18 protein-coding genes are annotated in these 24674 nt (G+C 39.9%); 13 read left to right on the plus strand and 5 right to left on the minus strand.

Going from position 1 to position 24674, the window contains the following annotated elements; genetic code table 11:
• Nucleotides 1-14 precede the first annotated feature (14 nt).
• The gene (locus tag ACPZ3T_RS02710) at nt 15-473 is read right to left on the minus strand and encodes a YbhB/YbcL family Raf kinase inhibitor-like protein (protein WP_490273459.1); all 459 of its coding nucleotides are present in this window, start codon (nt 471-473) and stop codon (nt 15-17) included.
• Between the two features lie 167 nt (nt 474-640).
• On the opposite strand from ACPZ3T_RS02710, the gene ACPZ3T_RS02715 reads away from it, so the two are divergent.
• Complete coding sequence (locus ACPZ3T_RS02715; protein ID WP_490273460.1) at nt 641-3100, plus strand: dynamin family protein; 2460 nt, start codon at nt 641-643, stop codon at nt 3098-3100.
• Nucleotides 3101-3230: 130 nt separating this feature from the next.
• On the opposite strand, the gene ACPZ3T_RS02720 is transcribed toward ACPZ3T_RS02715, so the two are convergent.
• Nucleotides 3231-4133 carry a cell division protein FtsX gene (locus tag ACPZ3T_RS02720; RefSeq protein ID WP_490273461.1) on the minus strand — a complete coding sequence of 301 codons (903 nt, stop codon included), beginning with the start codon at nt 4131-4133 and terminating at the stop codon, nt 3231-3233.
• Nucleotides 4134-4294: 161 nt separating this feature from the next.
• On the opposite strand from ACPZ3T_RS02720, the gene def reads away from it, so the two are divergent.
• The 9 genes from def to ACPZ3T_RS02765 all read left to right on the plus strand — a co-directional run bounded on the left by def (nt 4295) and on the right by ACPZ3T_RS02765 (nt 17120).
• Nucleotides 4295-4858 (plus strand): peptide deformylase, encoded by a 564-nt coding sequence (def, locus tag ACPZ3T_RS02725; protein ID WP_490273462.1) that lies wholly within the window; start codon nt 4295-4297, stop codon nt 4856-4858.
• A gap of 11 nt (nt 4859-4869) precedes the next feature.
• Nucleotides 4870-5073, plus strand: coding sequence for a hypothetical protein (locus ACPZ3T_RS02730; protein ID WP_490273463.1), 204 nt, complete (start codon nt 4870-4872; stop codon nt 5071-5073).
• A gap of 218 nt (nt 5074-5291) precedes the next feature.
• On the plus strand, nt 5292-6095 hold the full coding sequence (locus tag ACPZ3T_RS02735) for a PD-(D/E)XK nuclease family protein (protein WP_490273464.1): 804 nt from the start codon (nt 5292-5294) through the stop codon (nt 6093-6095).
• A gap of 189 nt (nt 6096-6284) precedes the next feature.
• A complete protein-coding gene (locus tag ACPZ3T_RS02740; protein WP_490273465.1) occupies nt 6285-6914 on the plus strand; it encodes a GNAT family N-acetyltransferase in 630 nt (209 codons plus the stop codon).
• A 509-nt stretch (nt 6915-7423) separates the two neighbouring features.
• The gene (locus tag ACPZ3T_RS02745; RefSeq protein ID WP_490273466.1) at nt 7424-8932 is read left to right on the plus strand and encodes a UbiD family decarboxylase; all 1509 of its coding nucleotides are present in this window, start codon (nt 7424-7426) and stop codon (nt 8930-8932) included.
• A 457-nt stretch (nt 8933-9389) separates the two neighbouring features.
• Nucleotides 9390-12500 (plus strand): cation-translocating P-type ATPase, encoded by a 3111-nt coding sequence (locus tag ACPZ3T_RS02750; protein ID WP_490277098.1) that lies wholly within the window; start codon nt 9390-9392, stop codon nt 12498-12500.
• 33 nt (nt 12501-12533) lie between these two features.
• Nucleotides 12534-13724: a methionine adenosyltransferase gene (metK, locus tag ACPZ3T_RS02755; RefSeq protein WP_490273467.1), complete on the plus strand. Its 1191-nt coding sequence runs from the start codon at nt 12534-12536 to the stop codon at nt 13722-13724.
• Between the two features lie 253 nt (nt 13725-13977).
• Nucleotides 13978-14367 (plus strand): hypothetical protein, encoded by a 390-nt coding sequence (locus tag ACPZ3T_RS02760; protein WP_490273468.1) that lies wholly within the window; start codon nt 13978-13980, stop codon nt 14365-14367.
• Nucleotides 14368-14780: 413 nt separating this feature from the next.
• Entirely contained in the window at nt 14781-17120 is a 2340-nt protein-coding gene (locus ACPZ3T_RS02765) for a WD40 repeat domain-containing protein (protein ID WP_490273469.1), read from the plus strand.
• A gap of 30 nt (nt 17121-17150) precedes the next feature.
• On the opposite strand, the gene ruvC is transcribed toward ACPZ3T_RS02765, so the two are convergent.
• On the minus strand, nt 17151-17642 hold the full coding sequence (gene ruvC, locus ACPZ3T_RS02770; RefSeq protein ID WP_490273470.1) for a crossover junction endodeoxyribonuclease RuvC: 492 nt from the start codon (nt 17640-17642) through the stop codon (nt 17151-17153).
• Between the two features lie 158 nt (nt 17643-17800).
• On the opposite strand from ruvC, the gene ACPZ3T_RS02775 reads away from it, so the two are divergent.
• Both ACPZ3T_RS02775 and tsaE read left to right on the plus strand, forming a co-directional pair.
• Complete coding sequence (locus ACPZ3T_RS02775) at nt 17801-19171, plus strand: gluconeogenesis factor YvcK family protein (RefSeq protein WP_490273471.1); 1371 nt, start codon at nt 17801-17803, stop codon at nt 19169-19171.
• 269 nt (nt 19172-19440) lie between these two features.
• Nucleotides 19441-19896 (plus strand): tRNA (adenosine(37)-N6)-threonylcarbamoyltransferase complex ATPase subunit type 1 TsaE, encoded by a 456-nt coding sequence (gene tsaE, locus ACPZ3T_RS02780; protein WP_490273472.1) that lies wholly within the window; start codon nt 19441-19443, stop codon nt 19894-19896.
• Between the two features lie 1198 nt (nt 19897-21094).
• Here the strand turns inward: tsaE and ACPZ3T_RS02785 are convergent.
• Together ACPZ3T_RS02785 and ACPZ3T_RS02790 are read right to left on the minus strand one after the other, a co-directional pair.
• Nucleotides 21095-22267 carry a patatin-like phospholipase family protein gene (locus tag ACPZ3T_RS02785; RefSeq protein WP_490273473.1) on the minus strand — a complete coding sequence of 391 codons (1173 nt, stop codon included), beginning with the start codon at nt 22265-22267 and terminating at the stop codon, nt 21095-21097.
• Between the two features lie 225 nt (nt 22268-22492).
• The gene (locus ACPZ3T_RS02790) at nt 22493-23812 is read right to left on the minus strand and encodes a dihydroorotase (RefSeq protein ID WP_490277099.1); all 1320 of its coding nucleotides are present in this window, start codon (nt 23810-23812) and stop codon (nt 22493-22495) included.
• Nucleotides 23813-24025: 213 nt separating this feature from the next.
• Between ACPZ3T_RS02790 and lepB the strand changes: the two genes are divergently transcribed.
• Nucleotides 24026-24670 (plus strand): signal peptidase I, encoded by a 645-nt coding sequence (lepB, locus tag ACPZ3T_RS02795; protein ID WP_490273474.1) that lies wholly within the window; start codon nt 24026-24028, stop codon nt 24668-24670.
• Nucleotides 24671-24674 lie beyond the last annotated feature (4 nt).

Raw genomic sequence — 24674 nt, forward strand, 5'->3', positions numbered from 1 at the left:
TCAATACTTACAATTTAACGATGTTTTTCATACCGTCCTATTAATTCTGCTGTTGCTAAAATATGCCCTGACATAGCAGCTTCAACTGCTTGTTTTGTAGCACCAAAATCTAGCCCTAAAGGAGTATCTAAAGCATAAAGTTTGAAAAAGTAACGATGAGTTCCTTGGGGGGGACAGGGTGGAAAATAACCGAATTGTCCAGCATCATTTTTTCCTTGTATGCCACTTCCATCTAGTCTTGGTGTAGTGGGAATTGCCTCTGATAAGTGGTTAGTATGGCTAGGTAAATTATACAAAACCCAATGGACAAACGTTCTATTTGGTGCATCTGGATCATCGACAATCAACACAAAACTTTGTGTTTCTATGGGGGCATCTTCCCACTTTAATGTAGGAGAAATTCCTGCGCCTTCACAAGAAAATTTCAGTGGAATCATCCCATTTGCAGAAAAGCTATCACTTAGTAGTCTCATACTAATTAACTGGTGATATTAAAAATGATGATTGTATGCAATTATCGTAATCATCAGAAATTTCTTGATCCTCTTTCTGAAGTTACAATTATCTATCTTAGTAATAATACTGAAGCAATGGGAAAAAGCCTTGAATAAAATATACTGATAATTATCTGGGTTATTTTATGTCAGGCGTGTCTTTTCAGTGTGAGAATTTAAAAGATCAAGTTGACTCTATATTACAACTTTTACAGCAGGAACAATCTTTGCGATCGCAAGATATTACACCTGTACAAACTTCTTTAGTCAAAGCAATTTCTCCTAGATTTGAAATTGTATTTGCTGGGGCTTTTAGTGCGGGTAAATCAATGTTAATTAATGCCCTGTTAGAAAGAGAATTACTCTATAGTGCAGAAGGACACGCCACAGGTACAGAATGCAAAATTGAGTATGCAGAACTAGAGCAAGAACGGGTAGTTTTAACTTTTTTAAGTGAAGTAGAAATACGAGAGCAAGCAGCTTGTTTATGTCAACAATTAGGCTTTAAAACAGCAGCTAATCTCAATCAATCGGAAGTCGTTAATCTGTTATATCAAGGCTGTGAAGCAATTATTTTACAAGAGGGTGGCGAGAATAGATCAGAACGAGCTAAACAAGCCAAAGCATTAATATTATTATTACAAGGATATGAGGCTAACCGTCAACATATTCATACTATCAATAATGCTACCTATTCAATGGAGCAATTTAACTTTTCTAATTTGAAAGAAGCGGCTGGATATGCGCGGCGTGGCAGTAATAGCGCAGTTCTCAAGCAAATTGAATATTATTGCAACCATCCCTTATTGCAAGATGGTAACGTAATTATTGATACCCCTGGTATTGATGCACCAGTGGAAAAAGATGCACAGTTAACTTACGCCAAAATTCAACATTCCGATACATCGGCGGTGGTGTGTGTGCTAAAACCTGCCTCTGCTGGTGATATGACGAAGGAAGAAACGCAACTTTTAGAGAAAATGCGGCAAAATGGCAGCATACGCGATCGCGTTTTTTATGTCTTCAACCGCATCGATGAAACGTGGTACAATACCCAACTCAGGCAACGGCTAGATAATTTAATTAACGGAGAGTTCCGTGATACTAGGCGAGTTTATAAAACTAGTGGCTTACTTGGGTTTTACGGCAGTCAAATTAAACAAACAAGCCAACAAGATCGCTTTGGTTTAGATTCTATTTTTGCAGATAGTGTTAAAGGTGTAAATGGAGTAGAAGAAACACCACAATTTGTTTACGCTTTTAATAACTATTGTGTAAGTTCCGGTAAGCTAGCTGCTACTAATTTTCGGATTTCGCTCAATGGGTTTGAATCACCCAATACTAATTATGTACGAATTTTAGCTGAACAAGGCACACCTTTAATTAATCAACTCATTCAAGACAGTGGGATTGAAGAATTTCGCACAGCTATTACTCGTTATCTCACTGAAGAAAAGCGTCCCCAACTTTTTCAAACTCTCGCTGATGATTTAGAAGATATTTGTATTAAACTGAAAAAACACTATCAATCATTGTATCAAGACTTAGATAGTCAGCCCCAAGAAATTGAGACGATGAAAAAACAGGAATTGCAACGTCTCAATCAACAATTACAACAAGTCGGCAGAGATTTTAGTCAGCAAATCACCGAAGAAGTTAATCAGGTAATTAATAATGCCTGTAACTTTTTTGAAGGAGATTTCAAGCAATTACAATCACGGATGATTCATCGGTTAGATGAGTTGTTAGATACCTTCTCTGTAGCTGATGCTTATCGACGTGCCACTCTCAGCCATCCTCGCAATGCTACCGCGCCATTATTAGCAATTTTAGTAGAGGCATTTTATTATCTAGCTAATCAATTAGAAGATATTTTAGTTGAATCATCCCAACAACTCGTTGCTAATCTTTTTCAAAGGTTAATGGAGAGAGTTCGTAAATCAGAATATTACCGTCAATTATATCGTTTATTAGGTAATGATGCCGGGATTGAAAAACAGATTAAAGTCTTAGAAAAACGTGTGTGTCAATCTTTAATAGATGCAGCTAGTGTAGAGTGCGATCGCTTTGTGCGTGAAAGTCATTTATTCTATGATGAAGGCACTTTTTCTATCTATCAATTCCGCCAAACATTGCTGCAAACTTCCCAAGGTTATGACTGTGAAAGCATGGTAGAAGCTCAACCAGCCATTAGACAATTATTAAAGTTAGATTTTGAACCAAAGGTTTTTCAAACCATCCACAAAACTTTCCGCCAAACCATTAATCAAATCCTCAAAACTCAATTATTACCAATGGCTGAAACCCAAGCCGAAGAAATTTTACAACAGTATCCCCAAGCACGGGTTTATTTAGAACAAACTCTGCAACAAGAAGCTGAGGAAAAGATTGATCATAATCGGCGGTTACTCACTGCATTAACTAAAAAAATTGACGCTTATAATGCGGCAGTTACTAATATCAATAGTGACTTACAAGCTATGCAACTATATGACCATCTCTTACCTGTAGTTACCATTAGTGAATCAGAATTTATAGAGAAAATAACTGCTACTAATGGAGTAATTATTTCAGATGGTTTATTGGATGGACTGGCACAGTTTTAGAATTATCAATTCCTAATTTGTAATTTGGAGATAAGTAGGGTGTGTTAGGCGTAAGCCGTAACGCACCTCTGAGAGATTGGGGTGCGTTAGCGACAGCGTAACGCACCCTACTAAATAAGTTATATTACGGTCAGCTTTTAGCAAAACGTCTGACAGCAAATAAACTGCCAATTAATCCCACAACTGCACCGAAACTTAACAAAATTAAAGGTAAGAGTAAAATTTGTGTAGGAGTAAGTTGTAAACCATTAGTAATAAATTGAATAAATTCTGGTTGATTGGTGAGTAACTGACTAATAAACTGTTGAATGACAGAAATAAAACTCCAAGCGATCGCACCACCAACTAAACCAAAGGCAATGCCCTGTAAAATAAATGGAAGATAAATCCAGGCGGCAGTTGCACCCACTAGCTGCATAATTTCAATTTCCTGACGACGCGCTAACACAATCAGACGGATGGTAGTAGTAGTGACAGCGATCGCAGTTAATGTCAAAATACTCGTAATTGTCAAAGTCACCAAATTTAACCCCCGGTGCAATTGAGCAATCCGTTTCACCGCCTCATCAATATACTGCACTGTTTCTACCCCCTGTAACTTAGCCAGTTGCGTAGCTAAATGAGGCACAACTTCAGGGTTACTTGCTTTCACCTTCACTTCATCAACCAAAGGATTCTCGCCTAGTTGCTCAGTTGCACCATCAATATCAGAAATCCCCAATTCCTTGACTAACCTAGTCCAAGCTTGTTCTTTAGGAATAGTTTGCACATTTACCACACCTGGAATTTGCACCGCCATAGTTTCGATAGTTTGCGCCGATATCCCAGATTCCAGATACACTGATACCTCTAGCTGACTACCGAATTGATTCAGGAGTTTTTCTACTTGCCAAGAAGTCTGCAAACTCAAACCAAACAAAAATAATAATACCGTCACGGTACTAACCGCCGCCCAATTCATCCAACCGCCACGCAGTAAACCCAGAAAAGTTTCTTTCAACAGGTAGTCAAGTTTTGTGAGAAATTTAAACACAGATCACCCCAATGAGCTTAATCCAGCACAACACTACCTTTTATAACCCTCTTACCCCTGTGCGTTGAAAAATCAAACATTTAAAATCCTCCCAGTCAAGCTAAAACTAGATTGATACAATTAAATTAATTGGAATTTTTACAATCTAGCCATCGAGAATCATGCCTTCTGAAATTGCTGTTGAGAAGAAAAAGTTAAAAAATCCGCCTTTACAACTTCACTATCTAGGCGATCGCGTCCTGCGTCAACCAGCCAAACGCATCACCAAAATAGATGATGAAATTCGCCAACTAATACGCGAAATGCTGCAAACTATGTACAGCAATGATGGCATAGGTTTGGCTGCACCCCAAGTAGGAGTTCATAAACAGCTAATTGTCATCGACTGCGAACCCGATAACCCAGCTAATCCACCACTAATATTGATCAACCCCACCATCAAACAATTCAGCCAAGACATTTGTATGGCTCAGGAAGGGTGTTTGAGTATTCCCGGTGTGTATATGGATGTCAAGCGTCCCACCGTGGTAGAAGTCGCTTATAAAGATGAAAATGGCCGTCCCCAAACACTCAAAGCCACCGACTTACTCGGACGCTGCATTCAGCATGAAATGGATCACCTCAACGGTGTAGTGTTTGTAGATCGTGTAGATAATTCCTTGACTTTAGCACAGGAGTTATCTAAAAATGGCTTCTCGTATCAAGCAGTCAAACCAGTAGCGTAGGTGGTCTAGTAGTGTATTTAACTCCAAAAAGCGGTTTTTTTCTAGCTAGCTCTTGTGTAACAGCCATTGCAGCTGTTGGCTCAGTGTTTGAATTAAGTTCAGGACAGCCAGATTTAGGCGTGCAAATCACCTCCATTATCTTAGGGTTGAGTATTCCTCTCACGGGATTATTTTTTATTGCCGCAGTTAGGGACGCACGGGCTAACATTAAATAAGCATCAGGTACATAAAAAGGGAAAAGGATGAAGTTAACTAGTAAGGTTCATTCTTTTCCCTTTTCTCATGGGTGTAGGGGTGTAGGGGTGTAGGGGTGTAGGGGTGTGGGGGTGTAAGGGTATTTACTCATTACTTATTACTTATTACTCATTACTCATTACTCATTAGCCTACCCTCATACCCCTAATTTGCTAGCGATCGCCTCTACAATGAGAAAATGCTGATCACTTCTACTCAACTACTCAGACTCTCGCAAGGACATCTCAATTTACTAGAGACTTGTCCACGTAAATTCCAGCACACTTATCTAGAACAACTCAACTCGCCTTTAGATCCTCAACACGAAGAACGTCAGATTTTAGGTAGTCGCTTTCACTTGCTGATGCAGCAGCGAGAAATGGGTTTACCAATTGATCATCTCTTAGCCGCAGATACAAAACTCCAAAGTTGGATGTCTGCTTTTGCTGAGGCAGCACCAGAGATTATCCAACCTGTCAGGAATGGAGAAGTCTTTCGGGAAAGTGAACATTACCGCACATTACAAGTGCAAGATTATTTACTCACAGTTATTTATGATTTACTCATCAGCGATTTTCAACAAGCGCAAATTCTAGATTGGAAAACCTATCCCAAGCCACCAGATAAACGCAAGTTAGCCCAAAACTGGCAAACTCGTTTATATATGTACGTTTTAGCAGAAACGAGCGCGTACTTACCCGAAAATATTTCTATGACCTATTGGTTTATTCAGTCTGAAGGTAAACCCCAAAATATAAAATTTACTTATAGCTCTAGCGAACACGAAAAAACCGCTAAAAAACTGCATCAGTTATTAAATAAGTTAACTAATTGGTTAGCACTTTATCAACAAAATCAGCCATTTCCACAAGTTGTAGACAGTAGTAAAGCTTGTAATTATTGCCAGTTTGCAATGAGATGCGATCGCATTCCCACCACTGAAGAAACTAACAACCAAAACTTATTACCAAATATCGCTAACATTCAAGAAGTAAGTATTTAATTGGGTATTGGGTAATGGGAAACTACCTTATTGTAAATTCAACGGTATAAGACCCCTACGTCTACACGTAGTATCAGTTGAGTTGGTGTTTAAATCCCTAACTTCAACTGTCTTTAATTTTGAATTTTGAATTTTGAATTTTGAATTGTTAACATCCTACACCTCTACACCCTTACACCCTTACAATTTATGACTAACTTTGATCAAAGTGATGCTATCTATGTACGTGAGTTAGGTATTGATGATATTGCTCCCGTTTATCATTTGGGAGAACAATTATTCACTAGTGATTTGTATCCTTATCTATATCGTACCTGGGATGAATGGGAAGTCATTGGACTTTACAATACAGATCCAGAATACTGTTTAGTTGCAGAAACAGATGGCGAATTAGCAGGATTTATTTTAGGAACAATTATTACCAAAGCATCCTGGACTTATGGCTACATTTTATGGCTAGGAGTTAATCCTAAATTTCAACGTCAAGGAGTTGCTGACAAGCTAGTTGATAAAGTCGTGGCTCGGATGATTGAAGATGGCGCAAGATTTATGTTAGTAGATACTGATCCTACTAATATACCAGCCGTAAAGTTTTTCAACCGCAAAGGTTTTGGTAATATCCGCCAGCACATTTTCTTATCGATGAATTTAAGCAAACATCCGTATTATGGCAGACTAATTGACTACGAACATCAAAAAGCAGAACGAGCAGGTTATAGACGTTCCCGCCCAGCAATTCGCACCCGTAAACCTGAAGGATTTAATAATGAAATAGTCTTAAATCCTCTAGTCAATGAATCTGTTAATAATGAATCATGACTTTTAAAGTAATGAGTAATGAGTAATGAGTAATGAGTAATGAGTAATGAGTAATGAGTAATGAGTAAATTTATTCACAAAAAAGATACGATTAATTGCTTGTATAAAATAAATCTGGCAGAGTCTATATCAGGAGACTAGCTGCCAGGAACACACCGTATATTCTCGCCATGTTTGATCGGGGTAGTGCTTATTTATAGGAAATAATGCCTATCCGTCACTAAGGATAACCGAATTACTGCTGTTCTGGGTTAAGAAAAGTCAGTTAAAGCGTTAATTTGTAGTTAATAATCAATATTTCTGTCCCCCTTGTCTCCCTTGTCTCCCTTGTCTCCCTTGTCTCCCGTGTCTCCCGTGTCTCCCCTACACCCCTACACCCCCATACCCCTACACCCCTACACCCCTACACCCCCACACCCCAATACCAATTTCCCCTGCCTGAAAGTAACTAATGGCTAATAATATAAGAAGACGCTTCACAAATTTTAACTATTAGCTTAACTAGAACCATGTCCAGAGATTTACGCGGATTTATCAAAATTCTAGAAGAAAAAGGACAATTACGGCGGATTTCTGCTTTGGTTGATCCAGATTTAGAAATTGCGGAGATTTCCAACCGGATGCTGCAAAAAGGTGGCCCTGGTTTGTTATTTGAAAACGTCAAGGGTTCATCTTTCCCGGTGGCGGTGAATTTAATGGGAACTGTGGAGAGAATTTGCTGGGCGATGAATATGGAACATCCCCAAGAATTGGAGACTCTGGGTAAAAAGCTGAGTATGTTGCAACAACCAAAGCCACCGAAAAAGATTTCTCAGGCTATAGATTTTGGCAAAGTGCTGTTTGATGTGGTGAAAGCCAAACCAGGGAGAGATTTTTTTCCGGCTTGTCAGCAAGTGGTAATTACAGGGGATGATTTAGATTTAAATAAGTTACCTTTAATACGTCCATATTGTGGGGATGCTGGTAAGATTATCACCCTGGGATTAGTAATTACTAAGGATTGTGAGACAGGTACGCCGAATGTGGGAGTGTATCGCTTACAACTACAATCTCAAACTACAATGACAGTTCACTGGTTATCAGTGCGGGGTGGGGCGAGACATTTACGCAAAGCTGCCGAAAATGGGAAAAAATTAGAAGTAGCGATCGCATTAGGTGTAGATCCTTTAATTATCATGGCGGCGGCTACCCCTATCCCGGTAGATTTATCAGAGTGGTTATTTGCTGGACTGTATGGCGGTTCTGGTGTCAATTTGGCGAAATGTAAAACCGTAGATTTAGAAGTTCCCGCCGATGCAGAATTTGTTTTAGAAGGGACAATTACACCAGGGGAAGTTTTACCAGATGGGCCTTTTGGCGACCACATGGGGTATTATGGCGGCGTGGAAGATTCGCCCTTGATTCGCTTTCAGTGTATGACACACCGCAAAGATCCAATTTACCTCACCACATTTAGCGGCCGTCCCCCCAAAGAAGAAGCGATGATGGCGATCGCTCTCAATCGGATCTATACTCCTATTTTGCGGCAACAAGTCTCCGAAATCGTGGATTTCTTCCTACCAATGGAAGCTTTAAGTTACAAAGCTGCCATCATTTCCATTGATAAAGCCTACCCCGGACAAGCAAGACGCGCCGCCTTAGCCTTTTGGAGTGCATTACCCCAATTTACTTACACCAAATTTGTGATTGTCGTCGATAAAGATATTAATATCCGTGACCCCCGTCAAGTAGTCTGGGCAATTAGTTCCAAAGTTGACCCCACCAGAGATGTATTTATTCTCCCCAATACCCCCTTTGACACCTTAGATTTCGCTAGTGAGAAAATCGGTTTAGGTGGACGCATGGGTATTGATGCTACTACCAAAATTCCCCCAGAAACAGACCATGAATGGGGCGCGCCTTTAGAATCAGATATAGATGTAGCCGCAATGGTAGATAGACGCTGGGCAGAGTACGGTTTGGCAGATTTACAATTAGGCGAAGTTGACCCGAATTTGTTTGGTTACGACATGAAGTAATTTGTCGCGTACTCAGAAAATTTGTTAACAGCCAGTAGTGGCGTGTCAAGGCTAAAATAGTGGGAAAAAATCGTAGGTTGGGTTGACGTTAGGAAACCCAACATTGGTTATGGCGTTGGGTTTTACTGCGTTCAACCCAACCTACTGGACTTCTCAGACATCCTCTTAGCGTGGCAAGACTAAAATAGTGCATTAGATATTGATGTTACGTCTTGCATTCCCCTACACCCTTACACCCCTACACCCCCACACCCCTACACCCCTATCTTCCCAAGAATATCTAACTTGAGAGAGAGTAACGGAGAATATTGCCAAATATTGAGCATGATGTAAGGAAAACGTTGAAACTCTTAACAGATTAAGTCACTTTCTTTTAGAGATATTGACACTATAATTACTTAATGTACGTATACACGTATTCAATCAGTTATGGAATACTCAAGGAGTGGGAATTGCTGTGATTCAAGCAATACATACTCAAGTCAAAGGGAGAGCTAGATATAAAATCACAGAACTTTATGGTTCGATAGAACTAAAGGAATATTTAGAGCGATCGCTAATCAAAAACCCTGTAATATGTCAAGTAAAGGGGAATACATTAACGGGTAATTTGTTGGTGAATTTCACACCAGAGTATAATTATCAACAAATTCAATTTTTAATTGAAAAAAATATATCAAGTTTTCTTAAAAATTATTCATTAAATCAAACAAAAAAAATTATAAAATCTCCTCATCAAATTACTAAAACTGATAGCAATATCCAAGCACAAAAAACAGATAATTGGCATTTAATGCCGACAAATAAAGTTCTCAAAGCCTTTAACACTTGTCAGGAATCAGGGCTATCAAGTAAATCGGCTGCTCATAATTTAAGTAAATATGGGGCAAATGTTTTAGCAGAAACGGAATCGCGCTCAAATTTGAGCATGATAATTGCACAGTTTCAATCCTTGCCTGTGGCTTTATTGGGTGTAGCGGCAGGAGTCTCAATTTTTACTGGGGGATTGGTTGATGCTGTGGTAATTTTAGGTGTGGTGGGTTTAAATGCCATCATTGGTTATGTGACAGAAAGCCAATCAGAAAGAATTATTAACTCATTAAAACACCATCAGCAAAAATCAACTTGGGTTTTGAGAGATGGTCAGCCTCAAGAAATACCCATAGAAGATGTAGTTGTAGGAGATATTTTAATTCTCAAACCAGGCAATTATGTAGCGGCTGACTCCAGATTAATTACCATTGATAGCTTAAGTATTGATGAATCGGCTTTGACTGGTGAAAGTATCCCCGTGAATAAGGATACAGCATATTTGAGCGGTGAAGATGTACCATTAGGCGATCGCATCAACATGGCCTATAAAGGGACTTATATCACCAATGGTCAAGGTTTGGCGGCGGTAGTAGCCACCGGCAAATACACAGAAATGGGCAAAATTCAACAGTTAGTAGGTGAAGCCCAAGCCACCGAAACCCCCCTCACCAGACAACTAGACGAAGTAGGCGGACAACTGGTGTTAATCAGTATGGGTGTTTGCGGCCTCGTCTTCGGAATGGGCGTTTGGCGGGGATATGGTTTAGTACAGATGCTTAAATCATCCATCTCCCTGGCGGTGGCGGCTGTTCCTGAAGGTTTACCCACCATTGCCACTACCACCTTAGCTTTAGGCATCCTAGAGATGCGGAAAAATAAAGTTTTGGTGCGGAGTCTTGCCGCCGTGGAAGCTTTAGGGTCTGTGCAGACAATTTGCATGGATAAAACCGGGACAATTACCGAAAACAGAATGTCTGTGGTGGAAATTCACGCTAATTCCCGCCAAGTTCAAGTTATGGACGGTGATTTTATCGATGGTGAAGATCATATCAACCCCTACGCCGATGATGAACTACTCAAGCTAATTCATGTATCAGTATTGTGTAACGAAAGTGAAGTCAGCAAATCGGCAGATGGGGAATATACCGTCACAGGTTCAGCCACAGAAAACGCCTTGATTTATATGGCCATTGCGGCGGGAGTCGATGCGATCGCTCTCAGAGATAAGTATCCTTTATTACAAACAAATCTGCGCTCAGAAAACCGTAATATCATGAGTACGATTCACCAGACTCATGAGCAACAAAAATTTGTCGCAGTTAAAGGTAGTCCCGCCGAGGTAGTGGAACTATGCCAAAAACGGGTGAAAAATGGTCAATTAGTGCCGTTAGACGAGGAAGAACGGCGACAAATCGAAATTGAAAATGATCACATGGCTGGCAAAGCCTTACGCGTCTTGGGAATAGCTTACAGCCATGTAGATGAATGTCATAACGGTAATGGTAACGGTAAGAACCATGAATCTAACTTGATTTGGTTAGGTTTAGTAGGAATGGCAGATCCCATTAGAAAAGGCGCGAAAGCCTTAATTGCCGACTTCCATCAAGCCGGAATTGACACCGTGATGATTACCGGTGATCAAAGTCCTACAGCTTATGCGATCGCTAAAGAATTAGAATTAAACCGTGATCCTCAATTAGAAATTCTCGACTCCACCAACATTAACAACCTCACCCCAGAGGCTTTAACCGCCCTTAGTGACAAAGTAGACGTATTTGCTCGCATCAGTCCCAGCAACAAACTGCAAATCGTCCAAGCCTTGCAAGGTGCAGGAAAAGTAGTAGCCATGACAGGCGATGGCATTAACGATGCACCCGCCTTAAAAGCTGCCCAAGTCGGTGTGGCAATGGGTAAAGGTGGTACAGATGTCGCCCGTGAGGTTGCAGATATCGTTTTAGAAGACGATAGACTCGAAACGATGATTATCGCCGTCAGTCGGGGAAGAACAATTTACAACAACATTCGTAAATCAGTGCATTTCCTCCTGGCTACCAACCTCAGCGAAATTATGGTGATGACTACCGCCACAGCCGTGGGTATCGGCGAACCCTTAAACGCCATTCAATTACTCTGGCTAAATTTAGTCACAGACATCTTTCCTGGCTTATCCCTCGCTTTAGAAGCCCCAGAACCAGAAGTATTAAGCCAACCACCCCGCAACCCCAACGAACCCATCATTAAAAATTCCGACTTGGGTAGAATTGCCTTTGAGTCAGGGGTGATTTCTGCCAGTACCCTAGCCGCCTATGGTTACAGCCTCATCAGATATGGTATGACACCCCAAGCCAGCACCATCGCCTTTATGAGTTTGACATCCGCCCAACTGCTACATACAATCAGCAGCCGTTCCGAAACTCACAGCATCTTCAGCAAAGAAAAATTACCGAATAATCCTTATTTAAATGTAGCCATTGTAGGTTCTTTCGGTATTCAAATTTTAGCTATAGCCATTCCCCCGCTCAGAAATCTGTTAAGAATCACCCCAATTAATCTTGTAGATGGTGCAGTCATTGGTGCAAGTGCTGTACTGCCCCTATTAGTGAATGAAAGTACAAAAGGGGCAGGCGACTGGGCGCAGGGTGCAGGGAGCAGGGGGCAGGGGGCAGGGAGCAGGGGCAGGGAGCAGGGGGCAGGGGGAGAAAAACTCTTAAATTTTGTAGGCGCAAGCCTTCCCGCAGGGTATTTTGAATTTTGAATTTTGAATTGATATGCCCAAAGCAGGTAAATTATGAAAAAAGACTTCATGTTTACATCAGAATCAGTGACAGAGGGGCATCCTGATAAACTGTGTGATCAAATTAGTGATGCGATCGTAGATCGTTTTTTACAACAAGACCCCTACGCTAGAGTAATTACAGAATGTGCTGTGGCTACAGGTATTGTATTTTTAGCCGCCCGCTTTGAACCAAATACTAACGTAGATTTTACAAATATAGCTAGACAAGTTATTGATCAAGTCGGCTACACTCACAAAGAATTTAATGGTAAAACTTGTAGTGTTTTAACCAGTTTAACAGAATTACCATCTGATCAATATCACTTATTTAATGAGCAGACATTATCAGATGCAGAAATAGAAAAAATTACCGTCACAAACCAAGCAACAGTCTTTGGTTTTGCTTGCAATCAAACATCAACATTTATGCCTTTACCCATCTGGTTAGCCCATAAACTAGCCAGAAAAATGAGTGAAGTGAGAAATAACAATATTTTGGATTATCTCACTCCTGATGGTAAAACTCAAGTTGGAGTGGAATATAGAAACCGTCGCCCCTATAGAATCCATAGTATTACAGTTATTGCCAGTCAAAATAAACGCAAAAAACCTGAATTTAAACAACTACAAGATGATATTCGAGAGACAGTAATTTTTCCGGTTTTTGAACATGAAGATATTAAACCAGATGAAAATACGAGAATTTTCATTAATCCCGACGGGCCATTTATTACTGGGGGGCCTGCGGTGCATTCTGGTTTAACAGGTAGAAAAAACGCTATAGATACCTATGGCGAATATTCTAAACATAGTGGTTCAGCTTTAAGCGGTAAAGACCCCATTAGAATAGATAGAGTGGGAGCTTATGCGGCTCGTTATGCTGCGAAAAATGTAGTTGCAGCTAAATTAGCAGATGAGTGTGAAGTGCAACTGAGTTATTCTATAGGTTTATCTCGTCCTGTCAGTGTGCAAGTAGAAACTTTCGGTACAGGTAAAATATCTGATGATGAAATTACCATTTTGTTAGAAAAATATTTTGATTTTCGCCTAGCAGGTATTCTCAAACAGTTTAACTTAAGACATTTACCATCTTTAATGAAAGGTGGATTTTATAGAAAGTTAGCCGCTTATGGTCATGTAGGCAGAGATGATATAGATTTACCTTGGGAAAAATTAGATAAAATGCCGTTTTTAGCCCTATAAATACCAAATAATTACCTCTAGAACTAGCTGTGGTGTACATAAGTAGAACGACTTGAAAAAACCAACCTATGTAAAGTAATGTAAAAAAATTGTATTTAGTTCGTAGTAAGGACTTTAGTCCTCTCATAAGGACTAAAGTCCTTACTACAAACCTTTAATTATTTACACCGTTCTACTTACATCTGGGAGAAACTTTTTGACATTTTAGTTAGTCTCTCCCTTGTATTCACCTGTTAGGTAGTGAGGAGGAAGTATGAAAACAGCAATTATTGCTAAAGCAATTATCACATCAATAGGATGTTTAGCTTTATTTGCTCCGAGTTCCGCTACAGCACAAATCATTCCTCAGCCTTGGGTTTCTGTCGGTGCTAAAGATGGGGATACAACCTATGCTGTGGGCGCAAGAGCATTAAACTTGGGTGTAGAGTTAGGGACAACCAACGATGGTGCGACAGGTGTAGATGTGTTGAGATTTATTAGTTTGCCAGTGGTATCCCCTTATGTGGGAGTGGGATATTATTCTGAAGACAAAGGCGTTGCGCTTTCTGGTGGTGTGCAGGTAGGTGCAGGCGATCGCTTTTTTATCGGTGCTGGTTATAATTCTGTACGGGGAGTTAATGGACAGTTAGGCATCCGATTTTAAGTCAAATATCCTGTCCATCTGTGTTTACCTTCCTATTTCTCGGCATTTCCAAAATTTATCAACTTAGCAAAAGAGAGGGATAAAAAGCAAATTTTTTATCCTTCTCTTTTTTCTTTGATCAATCAAAATTTTTAGACAAAAAAACTTTTATGGCAAAACTATTCCGTCAAGTAGTAGGATAGGCCATATATAGAGATATCTTGAGATAGATGTCATAATGACACAAAGCGTAAAGAAAAGTATCGGCTATATCTGTGGGCTGGCTAATACTAGTACAGCGCAGCATCAATAAACAGAACATTTTTAATGGTTAAAAGCCTGAAAATCAAGGATTTTTGACTTTTTACTTTCCCTTAACGGTACTGATATTAGCAGTAAAACATGGAAGTTATTGGTATAACAGGATTCTCCTTATGGAGCAAGGATTAAAGTTACTTATTCAATTAGTGATAGAGTTTGCACCCGTAGTTGTAACTCTGATACAAAAAAGAACCGAAGGAAGCCTAGACAAGAGTAAATACCCAGTCCCTCAAGCGATTCAAGCATTTATTGAAATTGCCAAAACAGCCAAACCAAAGAAAAATGCAGATACAGGATTTGAGAAAGAAAAACTTTTACAAAAGCAACTAGCAATTTATCACCGTGAGACTCAATTAGAAGTAGCTAAACAACAAAGAGATACGGCTCTTAATTTACCAGAAATTAATAAAATTCTTGATAATTGGCCTCTGAGATTATACCCTTCACAAATTTTAGAATCTCACATAGATCATGGTCGGACACCATTAAAAATTTTCTTAGCACCACCGCAAGTTAAATTTGATGAATTTGACCAGAATCCTCAAGAAAATTCTGGTATAGAAACAATGCTAGCTGAAGGATTAAGGGAGTTTATTAACAATCACTACTCCCTACATAATCCCATTCGTCCAACAGAGTTTTTAGCGGGTGCTTGGGATAGTAAACGGTTTCATAGTGAATCTAGCATTAAAGCTTTATTTGGTACATTAAAAACAGAGCCGATTTTAATTTTAGAAACCGAACATGATGGAGATTATTTAAATTTTCGGATTGCGTATTGGGGCTTAGGACAAAGCAATTATTACTATAAAACTATTTCCCGGATTCCTTACAAAGAAATTTTGCAACAATCTGCCAAAAATCGCGCCTGGGAATGGCGCAAAATCCGTAATGATTTATTAGAATTGGGAGAAGATATTGCAGAAATTAACAAATTTGGTCAAGATAATTTAGTTAATTTAGCGATTTTAGAAAAAGCCGAAAAATGGCAGTCACAAGGAATTGATATTAGTAAATTAGGTTTAAAATATCAAGTTAATCATCAAGATTTCCAATACCTTACTCAACTATTAACAACCTGTCATAGTTTAGTGGCTGCATGGGTAGCAGATATCTATCATCTAGTACATCATGATGTTCCCCCTTTATTGCCTGAGTTACTATCAAATTTACTCAAAGACAATTTTGACTTACAATCAGTGCAAGCGATCGCTACTAGTTATCAGCAAATTTACCAGGCTTTAGAAAAAGAGCGGCTTTATTGGATACCAGAATTAGCCTTGCAGTTAGCTCAGAGTTTAGCTCATTTACCCGATCGCACATGGTCACAAGAGCAGATAAACTACTCCATAAATACTTGGTTAGATTTGCACCAAGTCTCACTCCAAGATTTTCCTAATCCCCTAGAGGCAATGCAATCAGCCATCCGCATTGAAGATGAGGAATATGTAGAAAAGTTAAAAGAATATTTTCTTAGCGTCAACGATATAGATAGTGTTTTAGATGTAGAGAAATTATTATTAGCGATCGCACGTCTCAAACACAAGCGCGCCTTAGAAGCTCCCCATCTAGGTTACACCCTCACAGGGCATTCCGGTAAAATCTCATCTGTCGCTATTAGTCCAGAGGGTGAAGTTTTAGTTAGTGGGTGTACAGACCAAAATGTCAATGTCTGGGATATTAATAATGGTAACTTTATCCGCACCCTAGCCGGAAATTTAGGCGAAGTTTCATCCGTCGCCATTAGTCGCAATGGTAATTTTGTCGCTGTGGGTAGCTGCGAACATCCCAGAAGCAACGTCAAAGTTTGGGATTTAAAAACAGGCAAACTACTGCATACACTCCTAGGACATCAAAAACCCGTGAATGTCGTAGTCATTAGTCCAGATGGACAGATTTTAGCAAGCGGTAGCAATAAAATCAAAATCTGGAACTTACAAAAAGGCGATCGCATTTGTACCCTTTGGCACACATCCGCAGTTCATGCGATCGCCATTAGTCCCGATGGTAAAATCCTTGCTAGTGGCAGTTCCGACACTAAAATCAGACTGTGGAATCCCCAAACAGGCGATCCTTTACGTACACTTATCGGTCATACTGGGGATGTAAAAGCGATCGCCATGAGTCCTGATGGCCAATTACTTTTTAGTGGTAGCACTGACAACACCATCAAAATTTGGCACTTAATCACAGGTAAACTGCTTTACACCTTAACAGAACACACCGACGAAATCACATCCTTAACTGTCAGCCCTGATGGAGAAATTCTCTTTAGTAGCAGTGCTGACACAACCATCAAAATTTGGCGTATTTCTACCTTTGAAGTCATACAAACCTTAACCGGACATTCAGAAACAGTTAATACTATTGCCCTGAGTCCCGATGGTAAAATTCTCGCCAGTGGCAGTTCTGATCAAACCATCAAAATCTGGCAGATTGATAAAATCCAATAAGATTAAACCAATTCGCAATTAATTCAGCCTCTACAATTGAAACCAAGCCGTCAAAGCCACAGCCAACCCATCGGCTGCGTCGTCAGGTTGGGGGATATCTTCTAAATCTAACTCCCGTGCTACCGCTTCTTGCACTTCAGATTTATCAGCATTGCCATAACCAGTTAAAGCTTGTTTAATTTGAGCAGGGGTAAATTCTACATAGGGTAGATGATGTTGCGCCAAGGCTAACATAACTACGCCTCTGGCCTGTGCCACTAGGATAGTACTTGACATACGATAGAAGAACAATTTTTCAATCGCTACCAAATCTGGCTGCAAATGATCAATCAGGGTATGTAAATCATCGAACAAAGTACACAGGCGTTGTCCCATCTCTGTCTCTGCTGAAGTCTTGATGACTCCGAAATCTAAGATACTAACTGTTGTATCGTGTATACTAGTTGGGCTTTTGGTACAGTTAATTGCCCCAAATCCTAAAATTGCTAGTCCTGGATCTAATCCTAAAATGCGCTTTTCCATGAAAGTTTTCACAACCAAGTTAATTTATTTGGCAACTGTGACTATATGCCTCTAATCTAAATGGAACAGGAAAGTTCCATAATTTCATACTTGGTGTTAAAACCAGTTAGTGTACATTTTCTGTTAATTATTGTTTGTACCACTGTTCCGAATCAGGTATGTCAATCGGTTTTTTTAGACAAGCCCTCCACAGACTGCAAAAAGAATCGCGCAGTCGCACTTCCCATCGGGTGAACCAGTGGTTCAAATGGTTATCTCCCGGACTGTCAGTTAAACGTTGGTTGCTGATTAGTGTGGGGGGTGTACTGCTGGCAATTTTGGGGTTAGCGATTTGGATTAAGCTGACCCCCATTTTTTTCATATTAGAACTACTTAAAGGTTTTTTGAGTGCGATCGCTGATATCTTGCCCAACTATGTCAGCGGCCCTTTAGTGATACTTTTTGGTTTGCTGTTGGTGCTATGGGGACAAACTCGCACTGTGGGTTCAATTACTCAAGTTCTCAGGCCAGATGGGGAAGAAGAACTGATTGATATGCTTTTAGCCCATCGTCGATTGTACCGTGGCCCCAAAATAGTGGTGATTGGTGGCGGTACAGGACTATCTACTTTACTGCGAGGATTAAAAACCTATAGTGCTAACATTACTGCTATTGTCACCGTTGCTGATGATGGTGGTTCTTCTGGCAGGTTGCGCCAAGAGTTTGGAGTTTTACCACCAGGGGATATTCGTAACTGTCTAGCAGCCCTCGCAGATGAAGAAAAGTTATTAACAGAATTATTTCAATACCGTTTTCGGGCTGGTGATGGATTAACTGGCCATAGTTTTGGTAATTTATTTCTCACAGCCATGAGTGATATCACTGGCGACTTAGAAAGGGCGGTGGCTGCTAGTTCTAAGGTGCTGGCGGTGCGAGGACAAGTTTTACCCGCTACTTTAAGTGATGTGCGTCTGTGGGCAGAATTAGCTGATGGCCGTCGCATTGAGGGGGAATCGAATATTCCCAAAGCCGGTGGTAGGATTGTCAAGATTGGTTGCATTCCTGATAATCCTCCAGCTTTACCAGCAGCGATTAAAGCTATCAAAGAAGCTGACTATATTATTATTGGCCCTGGTAGTCTTTATACCAGTTTAATTCCTAACTTGTTAGTTACAGAAATTGCCGATGCGATCGCTCAAGCTGAAGTTCCCCGCATCTATATTTGCAACATTATGACCCAACCTGGAGAAACTGAGGGCTATAGTGTTGCTGATCACATCCAGTCTATTGATGCTGCCTGTGGACAAAAACAACTATTTGATGCGGTACTAGTCCACAAAAAATCCCCCTCAGCTAAATCACTTATCCGTTATGCTCAACAAAATTCTCACCCGGTGTTTTTAGATAGGGAAGCTGTATCTCAACTAGGACGCAGAATAGTTTTAGCTAACGTTCTCTATGAAGATGAAATTGGCTGCGTGCGCCACAACCCCCAAAAGCTAGCCAAAGTCCTCCTAAAGTGGTACAGTGGGGCGCATCATGGAAAATAGAAAATCAGCGATCGCCTATTCACAAAGCTGATTATTTGCTGTTAACTCTTAACTGATAACTATTGACTAATTAAGTAGCCTTCATGAACTGAGTACACCACAACACATAAAAAAATCTTTCCCTTACGCCCCTACACCCCTTTTTCAAACTAGAACAAGTTAAAAAAATCAAACTATATTAAGTATTGAGTTCGTAGTAAGGACTTTAGTCCTTATTTCAGAACTAAAGTTCTTACTACAAACCTTTAATTATTTACCCTGTTCTACTTATGAAAATTTTACTTAAAGATGCAGCAGCGACGCTCCATTTAGGTATTCATCTGGGGCAAACTCTGCTTCCTGGAACTGTGATTTTACTAGAAGGTAATTTAGGTGCAGGTAAAACTACCTTAGTACAAGGAATTGGGCAAGGGTTAGGTATTACTGAACCGATTGTTAGTCCTACATTTACCATCATCAATGAATATTTGCAAGGACGCTTACCCCTTTATCATCTTGATTTATACCGCTTACAACCAAAAGAGGTTTCAGCATTAAACCTAGATATCTACTGGGAAGGTGTTGAGGTGGATCTCGGTATTGTAGCGATTGAGTGGCCAGAAAGAATACCCTATAAACCAAACAGTTATCTCGAAGTGCATTTAACTTATGGAGAAGAAGGTACTCGTCAAGCTGAAATTACACCCGTCAATTGCACCATCAACGAATTAATTACTAATTTGTGAAAAGCTTTGATTAAATTTTGGTAAAAAAGCTGCCAATACTTCAGTAATGTCAGGATTGCTGATTAAATACCGTGTATTAGGGTAAATAAACTATTCACCCTCAAATACATTGATATTTTTCTTGATTTACCAGCACTAACAGCATCATTACCAATCAACTTCTGTAAATTAACAAACGACAAAATACTTAGTGATAGTCGAGGAAGAAGTCCAGACTCGTTCTATCTACCACTACCGCGCTCATCTAAAAAATTCGTCACCATAATCGTCTTCTTTATTCAAAAATCAATGAAATATTGTTGATTAACACATCTGATATATTTACCATCTACTTAGTTTTGGAATTAGATCCGCTAAATTGCAGATAATCGCGGTTATTTTCGGAGTAGATGGGCGAACTCACTTTTTTTCAGAAATGCTTTTCCGATGGTGTATAGCAACCAGTGAGACTTTTTTAATACCTGCTTTTTAAGTAAATGAGACTAACTGTAAAACTGACATAAATTCGTCCTTGAGTCGATAATATTGCTGATGAAGTTTTGAGAAGACTTTAGTTCACCAATTAATACTGGTAAAAATTTTGTGTCTTCTGCACTGCGGTTGTTACTGTTAGGCTCTTTGTTTAAAATCCCTGTAAACCTTGTGTGGAGTTGACAATAATGAATCTGTATTCATTTTTGATTGTCTTGTTTTAGTCAGTAATGCTAAGGTTTTTACCTACAACACCCCTACTCACACTCAGGAGTCAGAGAACATAAAATAAGTTTTAAGCAGGTACAGCATAAGTGCATATAAAATTTTTGTATGTATAAAACATATTTTTCACAGAAATTTACCCGTTTACTTAACCCTACTTTTCTCTACAGTTATTTGCTAAAACATCCGGATAGTTGAACTCAAAAAAGCTAATGCAGAGAAATTAAGTAATTATTAATTTCTGTATTAGCAGCCGCAGCTATCTTCGTACTTAAGTATTCCCAAACGGAATTGACGATCTATAGCTGTAAAGTTACTAATTGTTAATTTATGAGATAAACTGATTTACTTTATCTGCTGTTACAAGATATACTTATATTCAACTTAAGATAGATGAAAATCACAGTAATTTGATATCAAAAAATTAGTATTTATACGGGATGTATAAATACTGTGGAATTTCCCAATAAATATTTTGCCTAAAGTTTTTTACGTAAATATACTAATTAGAGATAATAAAAGAGGCGATCGCATCCTTGACTTTTGGTCCACAACCATTTCGACTGTAATAAGTACACCCTTCCTCAACAAATTCGGATGCAGCATAGATAAACTTTTCTATAGTATGAGTTCTAGCATCATCCATTTCTTCACTAACTGGGGTTTGGGTAAACCGATTGATTCTTTCCTCTCTTGTCAAGAGACTGCGGGTATCTTTATAGGTTTCCTCTTGTTTAGATTTAAATCTCTCATTTAAATCGAACTGAAGACGTAAATATCGTGGTGAATTGTATCCCCCCATGATTTGGCGGCAAATCGTGTTACTCACCTCTGATGTTGGCTCCATAAATATATCAATGAGATGCTGCGCCCAGTTTATCCCCCGCCAACTGCGGACTTGCTCAAACGCAAATGGTTCGCCACTCTGACCTGTACCAATAGAAAGGATAGCAATGTCTTTTAACTCTACACCATCCAAATTATATTGCTGTTTAATTGTTGGTGAAATTGAAGATTGACTCAGCCTCATTACTAGACTCAGTGCTGCTAGTGCTGGGTTATTAGCCCCGACACCACCATCAATGTGAGGGAATACCCAATGACCAAATTTCTCTTTGTCAACTGGTTCTAATTTATAAGGTGGGAAAAATGTAGGCGCGGAGGCTGATGCAGTACATATCTGCCACAAATAACATTCGTCATACCATCTAGCCCCCAAATCTGGATGACAATTAGTAAAAAATGTTGTGTTCCGGTAAAGAGTATCGTAAGCCAAGATTAAAATGATCGGTTTGGTGATGTCTTGGATTCTTTTGTAACCCAACACATCAGTTAAGACATCTATCAGCCCTTGATGAGAATATTTAGGGGGAGAAAAAGCCTCCAGCAATGGTTGGATGACACCGGGGAATTTTTTGTAGCGTTCTTTTTTCTTCAGAGGGAAGATGTGCTGACCCCTCTCTCTATATAGTTGAATTAGTTGATCACTCTTTTTCCCTACAGCAATTCCGGCTGTTAAAATTGACCCCGTAGAAGTGCCGGCAATCACATCAAAATATTCGTGTAAAGATTGACCTTTACGTTCTTGAATTTGTCGCTCCACTTCTTGAAGAATGCGTGCTGTAATCACTCCACGTATGCCGCCACCATCCAAACTCAAGATTTTGAAGGACATAAGAGTTCTCCTTAATAGTGTTTGTGCTGATTTTTTCATGAGGTTGCTGACATAGACAAAACAAAATGTTTTGTTGAGATGGGGTAAATACTCTCATCTCAACAAATTACCTTTTGTGTAAGTTAGGGTTTGATTGGAAACCAAGCAAAACCATACTAGTCAGCACCTTAGCTAGTAACACTATGGTTTAAATTGGTGCTATACGTAAAGACAAGCTAATATTTGCTACACGAAACTTAAAGCTTGACCGCGCACTTCTGTATTCACTTCACCTTTGTCATAGACAATTTGACCGCCGACAATAGTTGTTACAGCCCATCCTGTAAGATTCCACCCTTCAAAGGGACTCCAACCACACTTGGTTAATAGTTCCTCTCTGCGAACGGGGCGATATGTATTCAAGTCTACCAGGACTAAATCAGCATCGTAACCAGGGGCGATCGCGCCTTTATTGGGGATACCATAAGCTTGTGCTACAGCCGTAGACATCCATTTGACGACTTGGGCAACAGTACACTTACCCTCCATTGCCGCCGTTAACATCACAGCTAGAGAGGTTTCTACCCCAGGCATTCCAGAGGGTGTATTGGGATATTCTTGGGCTTTTTCGGCTAAAGTGTGGGGGGCATGATCTGTAGCAATAAAATCAATTACCCCATCCCGCAAAGCTTGCCATAATACTTGATTATCGTGGGGCGATCGCAATGGCGGATTCATCTGTGCTAAAGTGCCAATCTCTTGATAAGCATTGGTATTGAGTACTAAATGTTGTGGTGTCACTTCTGCCGTTACCCAACTGGGTTTGTCTTGACGCAGTAACTCTGCTTCCTCCGCCGTGGACATATGCAGAATGTGTAACCGACGTTGATATTTTTTAGAAAGTTTTAATGCCAACTGTGTTGCTAACAATGCCGCTTGATTATCTTGAATTTGGGAGTGAATGGCCGGATCGTGAATCCCGGCAAATTCTTGGCGGCGTTGCTGGATTCTGGCTTGATCTTCGGCATGAACCGCAATTAATCGCTCACCTTGAGCAAATATAGATTCCAGCACAGCTTCTTGATCAACCAATAACTGACCGTGCATCGACCCCATGAAAATTTTAATTCCCGGTGTGGGGGATGCTGTCAGTAAATCTGGTAAATTGTCTGCCGTTGCCCCAATAAAAAAGCCATAATTAACTAAGCACTTATTTGAGGCACGTTGTAATTTGTCGTCTAAAGCTTCCTGGGTAGTAGTCAAAGGACGAGTGTTGGGCATCTCTAAAAAAGATGTCACCCCACCTTTAGCACAGGCACAGCTAGCGGTGAATAAGTCTTCCTTATGTTCTAAACCGGGTTCACGGAAATGTACCTGGGGGTCAATTACTCCTGGCAACAAAGTCAGGCCTTGTGCGTCAATTTCTATTGCTGGTGTTGTTGTGGCAATTTCTGGTGCAACTTCAACGATCTGGCGATCGCGTGTCAATACATCTCCTACCATAAACTCACCATTAGGTAGGATGATCCGAGCGTTCCGAATTAATATCGTTTGGGGCAAAGACATGGGATTAACAATTTTCTCATAGGGAGCTAAAAATGAAGTCAACTGGCAGTAATTAGTCCTGATTCTCTCTATTTTTCTCTACCCATACAAATATAGGCAATAAAAAAACTTTATGATCATGACTACTTAATCAAGTTTCTCCCATTAAAATTAACAAATATAGTATTCCTCAGCGAGTTAATTACCAGCAATTTTATTTACTTCAATAATTTCATGCAAAATCAAGTGTCTGACAACAACTCTAGTCAACAACCCGATAATTCCTGGATCGCAGAGCTAGGTAGAACAGTTGTATTAAGTATCGTTCTAGCATTGGGTATTCGTACCTTTGTCGCTGAAGCACGCTGGATTCCTTCTGGCTCTATGGAACCAACTCTCCACGGCACTCCCAACCAATGGGAAGCAGACAAGATTATTGTTGATAAATTGAAGTACAAATTTTCCCAACCACAAAGGGGAGATATTGTAGTATTCTCGCCTACAGAAGAACTGCAAAAAGAACAATATCAAGATGCTTTTATTAAGCGGATTATTGCCTTACCTGGAGAGACTGTAGCTATCAAGAATGGCAAAGTCTACATCAACAATCAACCTCTCAAAGAAGACAGATATCTTAACTCTGCTCAGAAGACAGTTATTGATGTTTGTACATCAGGACAACAACCACCTTTCTTAGCAAAGCCCCAAACCATACCTCCTGATTCCTATCTGGTACTAGGTGATAACCGTAATAGTAGCTACGATAGTCGTTGTTGGGGTGTAGTTCCTCGTAAAAATATTATCGGTCGTGCTGTAGTCCGGTTCTGGCCACTCAACAATGTAGGAGAAATCGATAAATCACCACTTTATCCACAATAAATAA

The organism is Aliinostoc maniaoense (assembly GCF_058172895.1).

What these genes read in the sequence shown, in the direction of transcription:
- ACPZ3T_RS02765 (WP_490273469.1), top strand. Translation starts at nt 14,781, where the DNA reads ATGGAGCAAGGATTAAAGTTACTTATTCAATTAGTGATAGAGTTTGCA.
- ruvC (WP_490273470.1), bottom strand. Translation starts at nt 17,642, where the DNA reads ATGGAAAAGCGCATTTTAGGATTAGATCCAGGACTAGCAATTTTAGGA.
- ACPZ3T_RS02735 (WP_490273464.1), top strand. Translation starts at nt 5,292, where the DNA reads ATGCTGATCACTTCTACTCAACTACTCAGACTCTCGCAAGGACATCTC.
- ACPZ3T_RS02745 (WP_490273466.1), top strand. Translation starts at nt 7,424, where the DNA reads ATGTCCAGAGATTTACGCGGATTTATCAAAATTCTAGAAGAAAAAGGA.
- ACPZ3T_RS02740 (WP_490273465.1), top strand. Translation starts at nt 6,285, where the DNA reads ATGACTAACTTTGATCAAAGTGATGCTATCTATGTACGTGAGTTAGGT.
- ACPZ3T_RS02715 (WP_490273460.1), top strand. Translation starts at nt 641, where the DNA reads ATGTCAGGCGTGTCTTTTCAGTGTGAGAATTTAAAAGATCAAGTTGAC.
- tsaE (WP_490273472.1), top strand. Translation starts at nt 19,441, where the DNA reads ATGAAAATTTTACTTAAAGATGCAGCAGCGACGCTCCATTTAGGTATT.
- def (WP_490273462.1), top strand. Translation starts at nt 4,295, where the DNA reads ATGCCTTCTGAAATTGCTGTTGAGAAGAAAAAGTTAAAAAATCCGCCT.
- ACPZ3T_RS02785 (WP_490273473.1), bottom strand. Translation starts at nt 22,267, where the DNA reads ATGTCCTTCAAAATCTTGAGTTTGGATGGTGGCGGCATACGTGGAGTG.
- lepB (WP_490273474.1), top strand. Translation starts at nt 24,026, where the DNA reads ATGCAAAATCAAGTGTCTGACAACAACTCTAGTCAACAACCCGATAAT.
- ACPZ3T_RS02775 (WP_490273471.1), top strand. Translation starts at nt 17,801, where the DNA reads ATGTCAATCGGTTTTTTTAGACAAGCCCTCCACAGACTGCAAAAAGAA.
- ACPZ3T_RS02760 (WP_490273468.1), top strand. Translation starts at nt 13,978, where the DNA reads ATGAAAACAGCAATTATTGCTAAAGCAATTATCACATCAATAGGATGT.
- ACPZ3T_RS02710 (WP_490273459.1), bottom strand. Translation starts at nt 473, where the DNA reads ATGAGACTACTAAGTGATAGCTTTTCTGCAAATGGGATGATTCCACTG.
- ACPZ3T_RS02790 (WP_490277099.1), bottom strand. Translation starts at nt 23,812, where the DNA reads ATGTCTTTGCCCCAAACGATATTAATTCGGAACGCTCGGATCATCCTA.
- metK (WP_490273467.1), top strand. Translation starts at nt 12,534, where the DNA reads ATGAAAAAAGACTTCATGTTTACATCAGAATCAGTGACAGAGGGGCAT.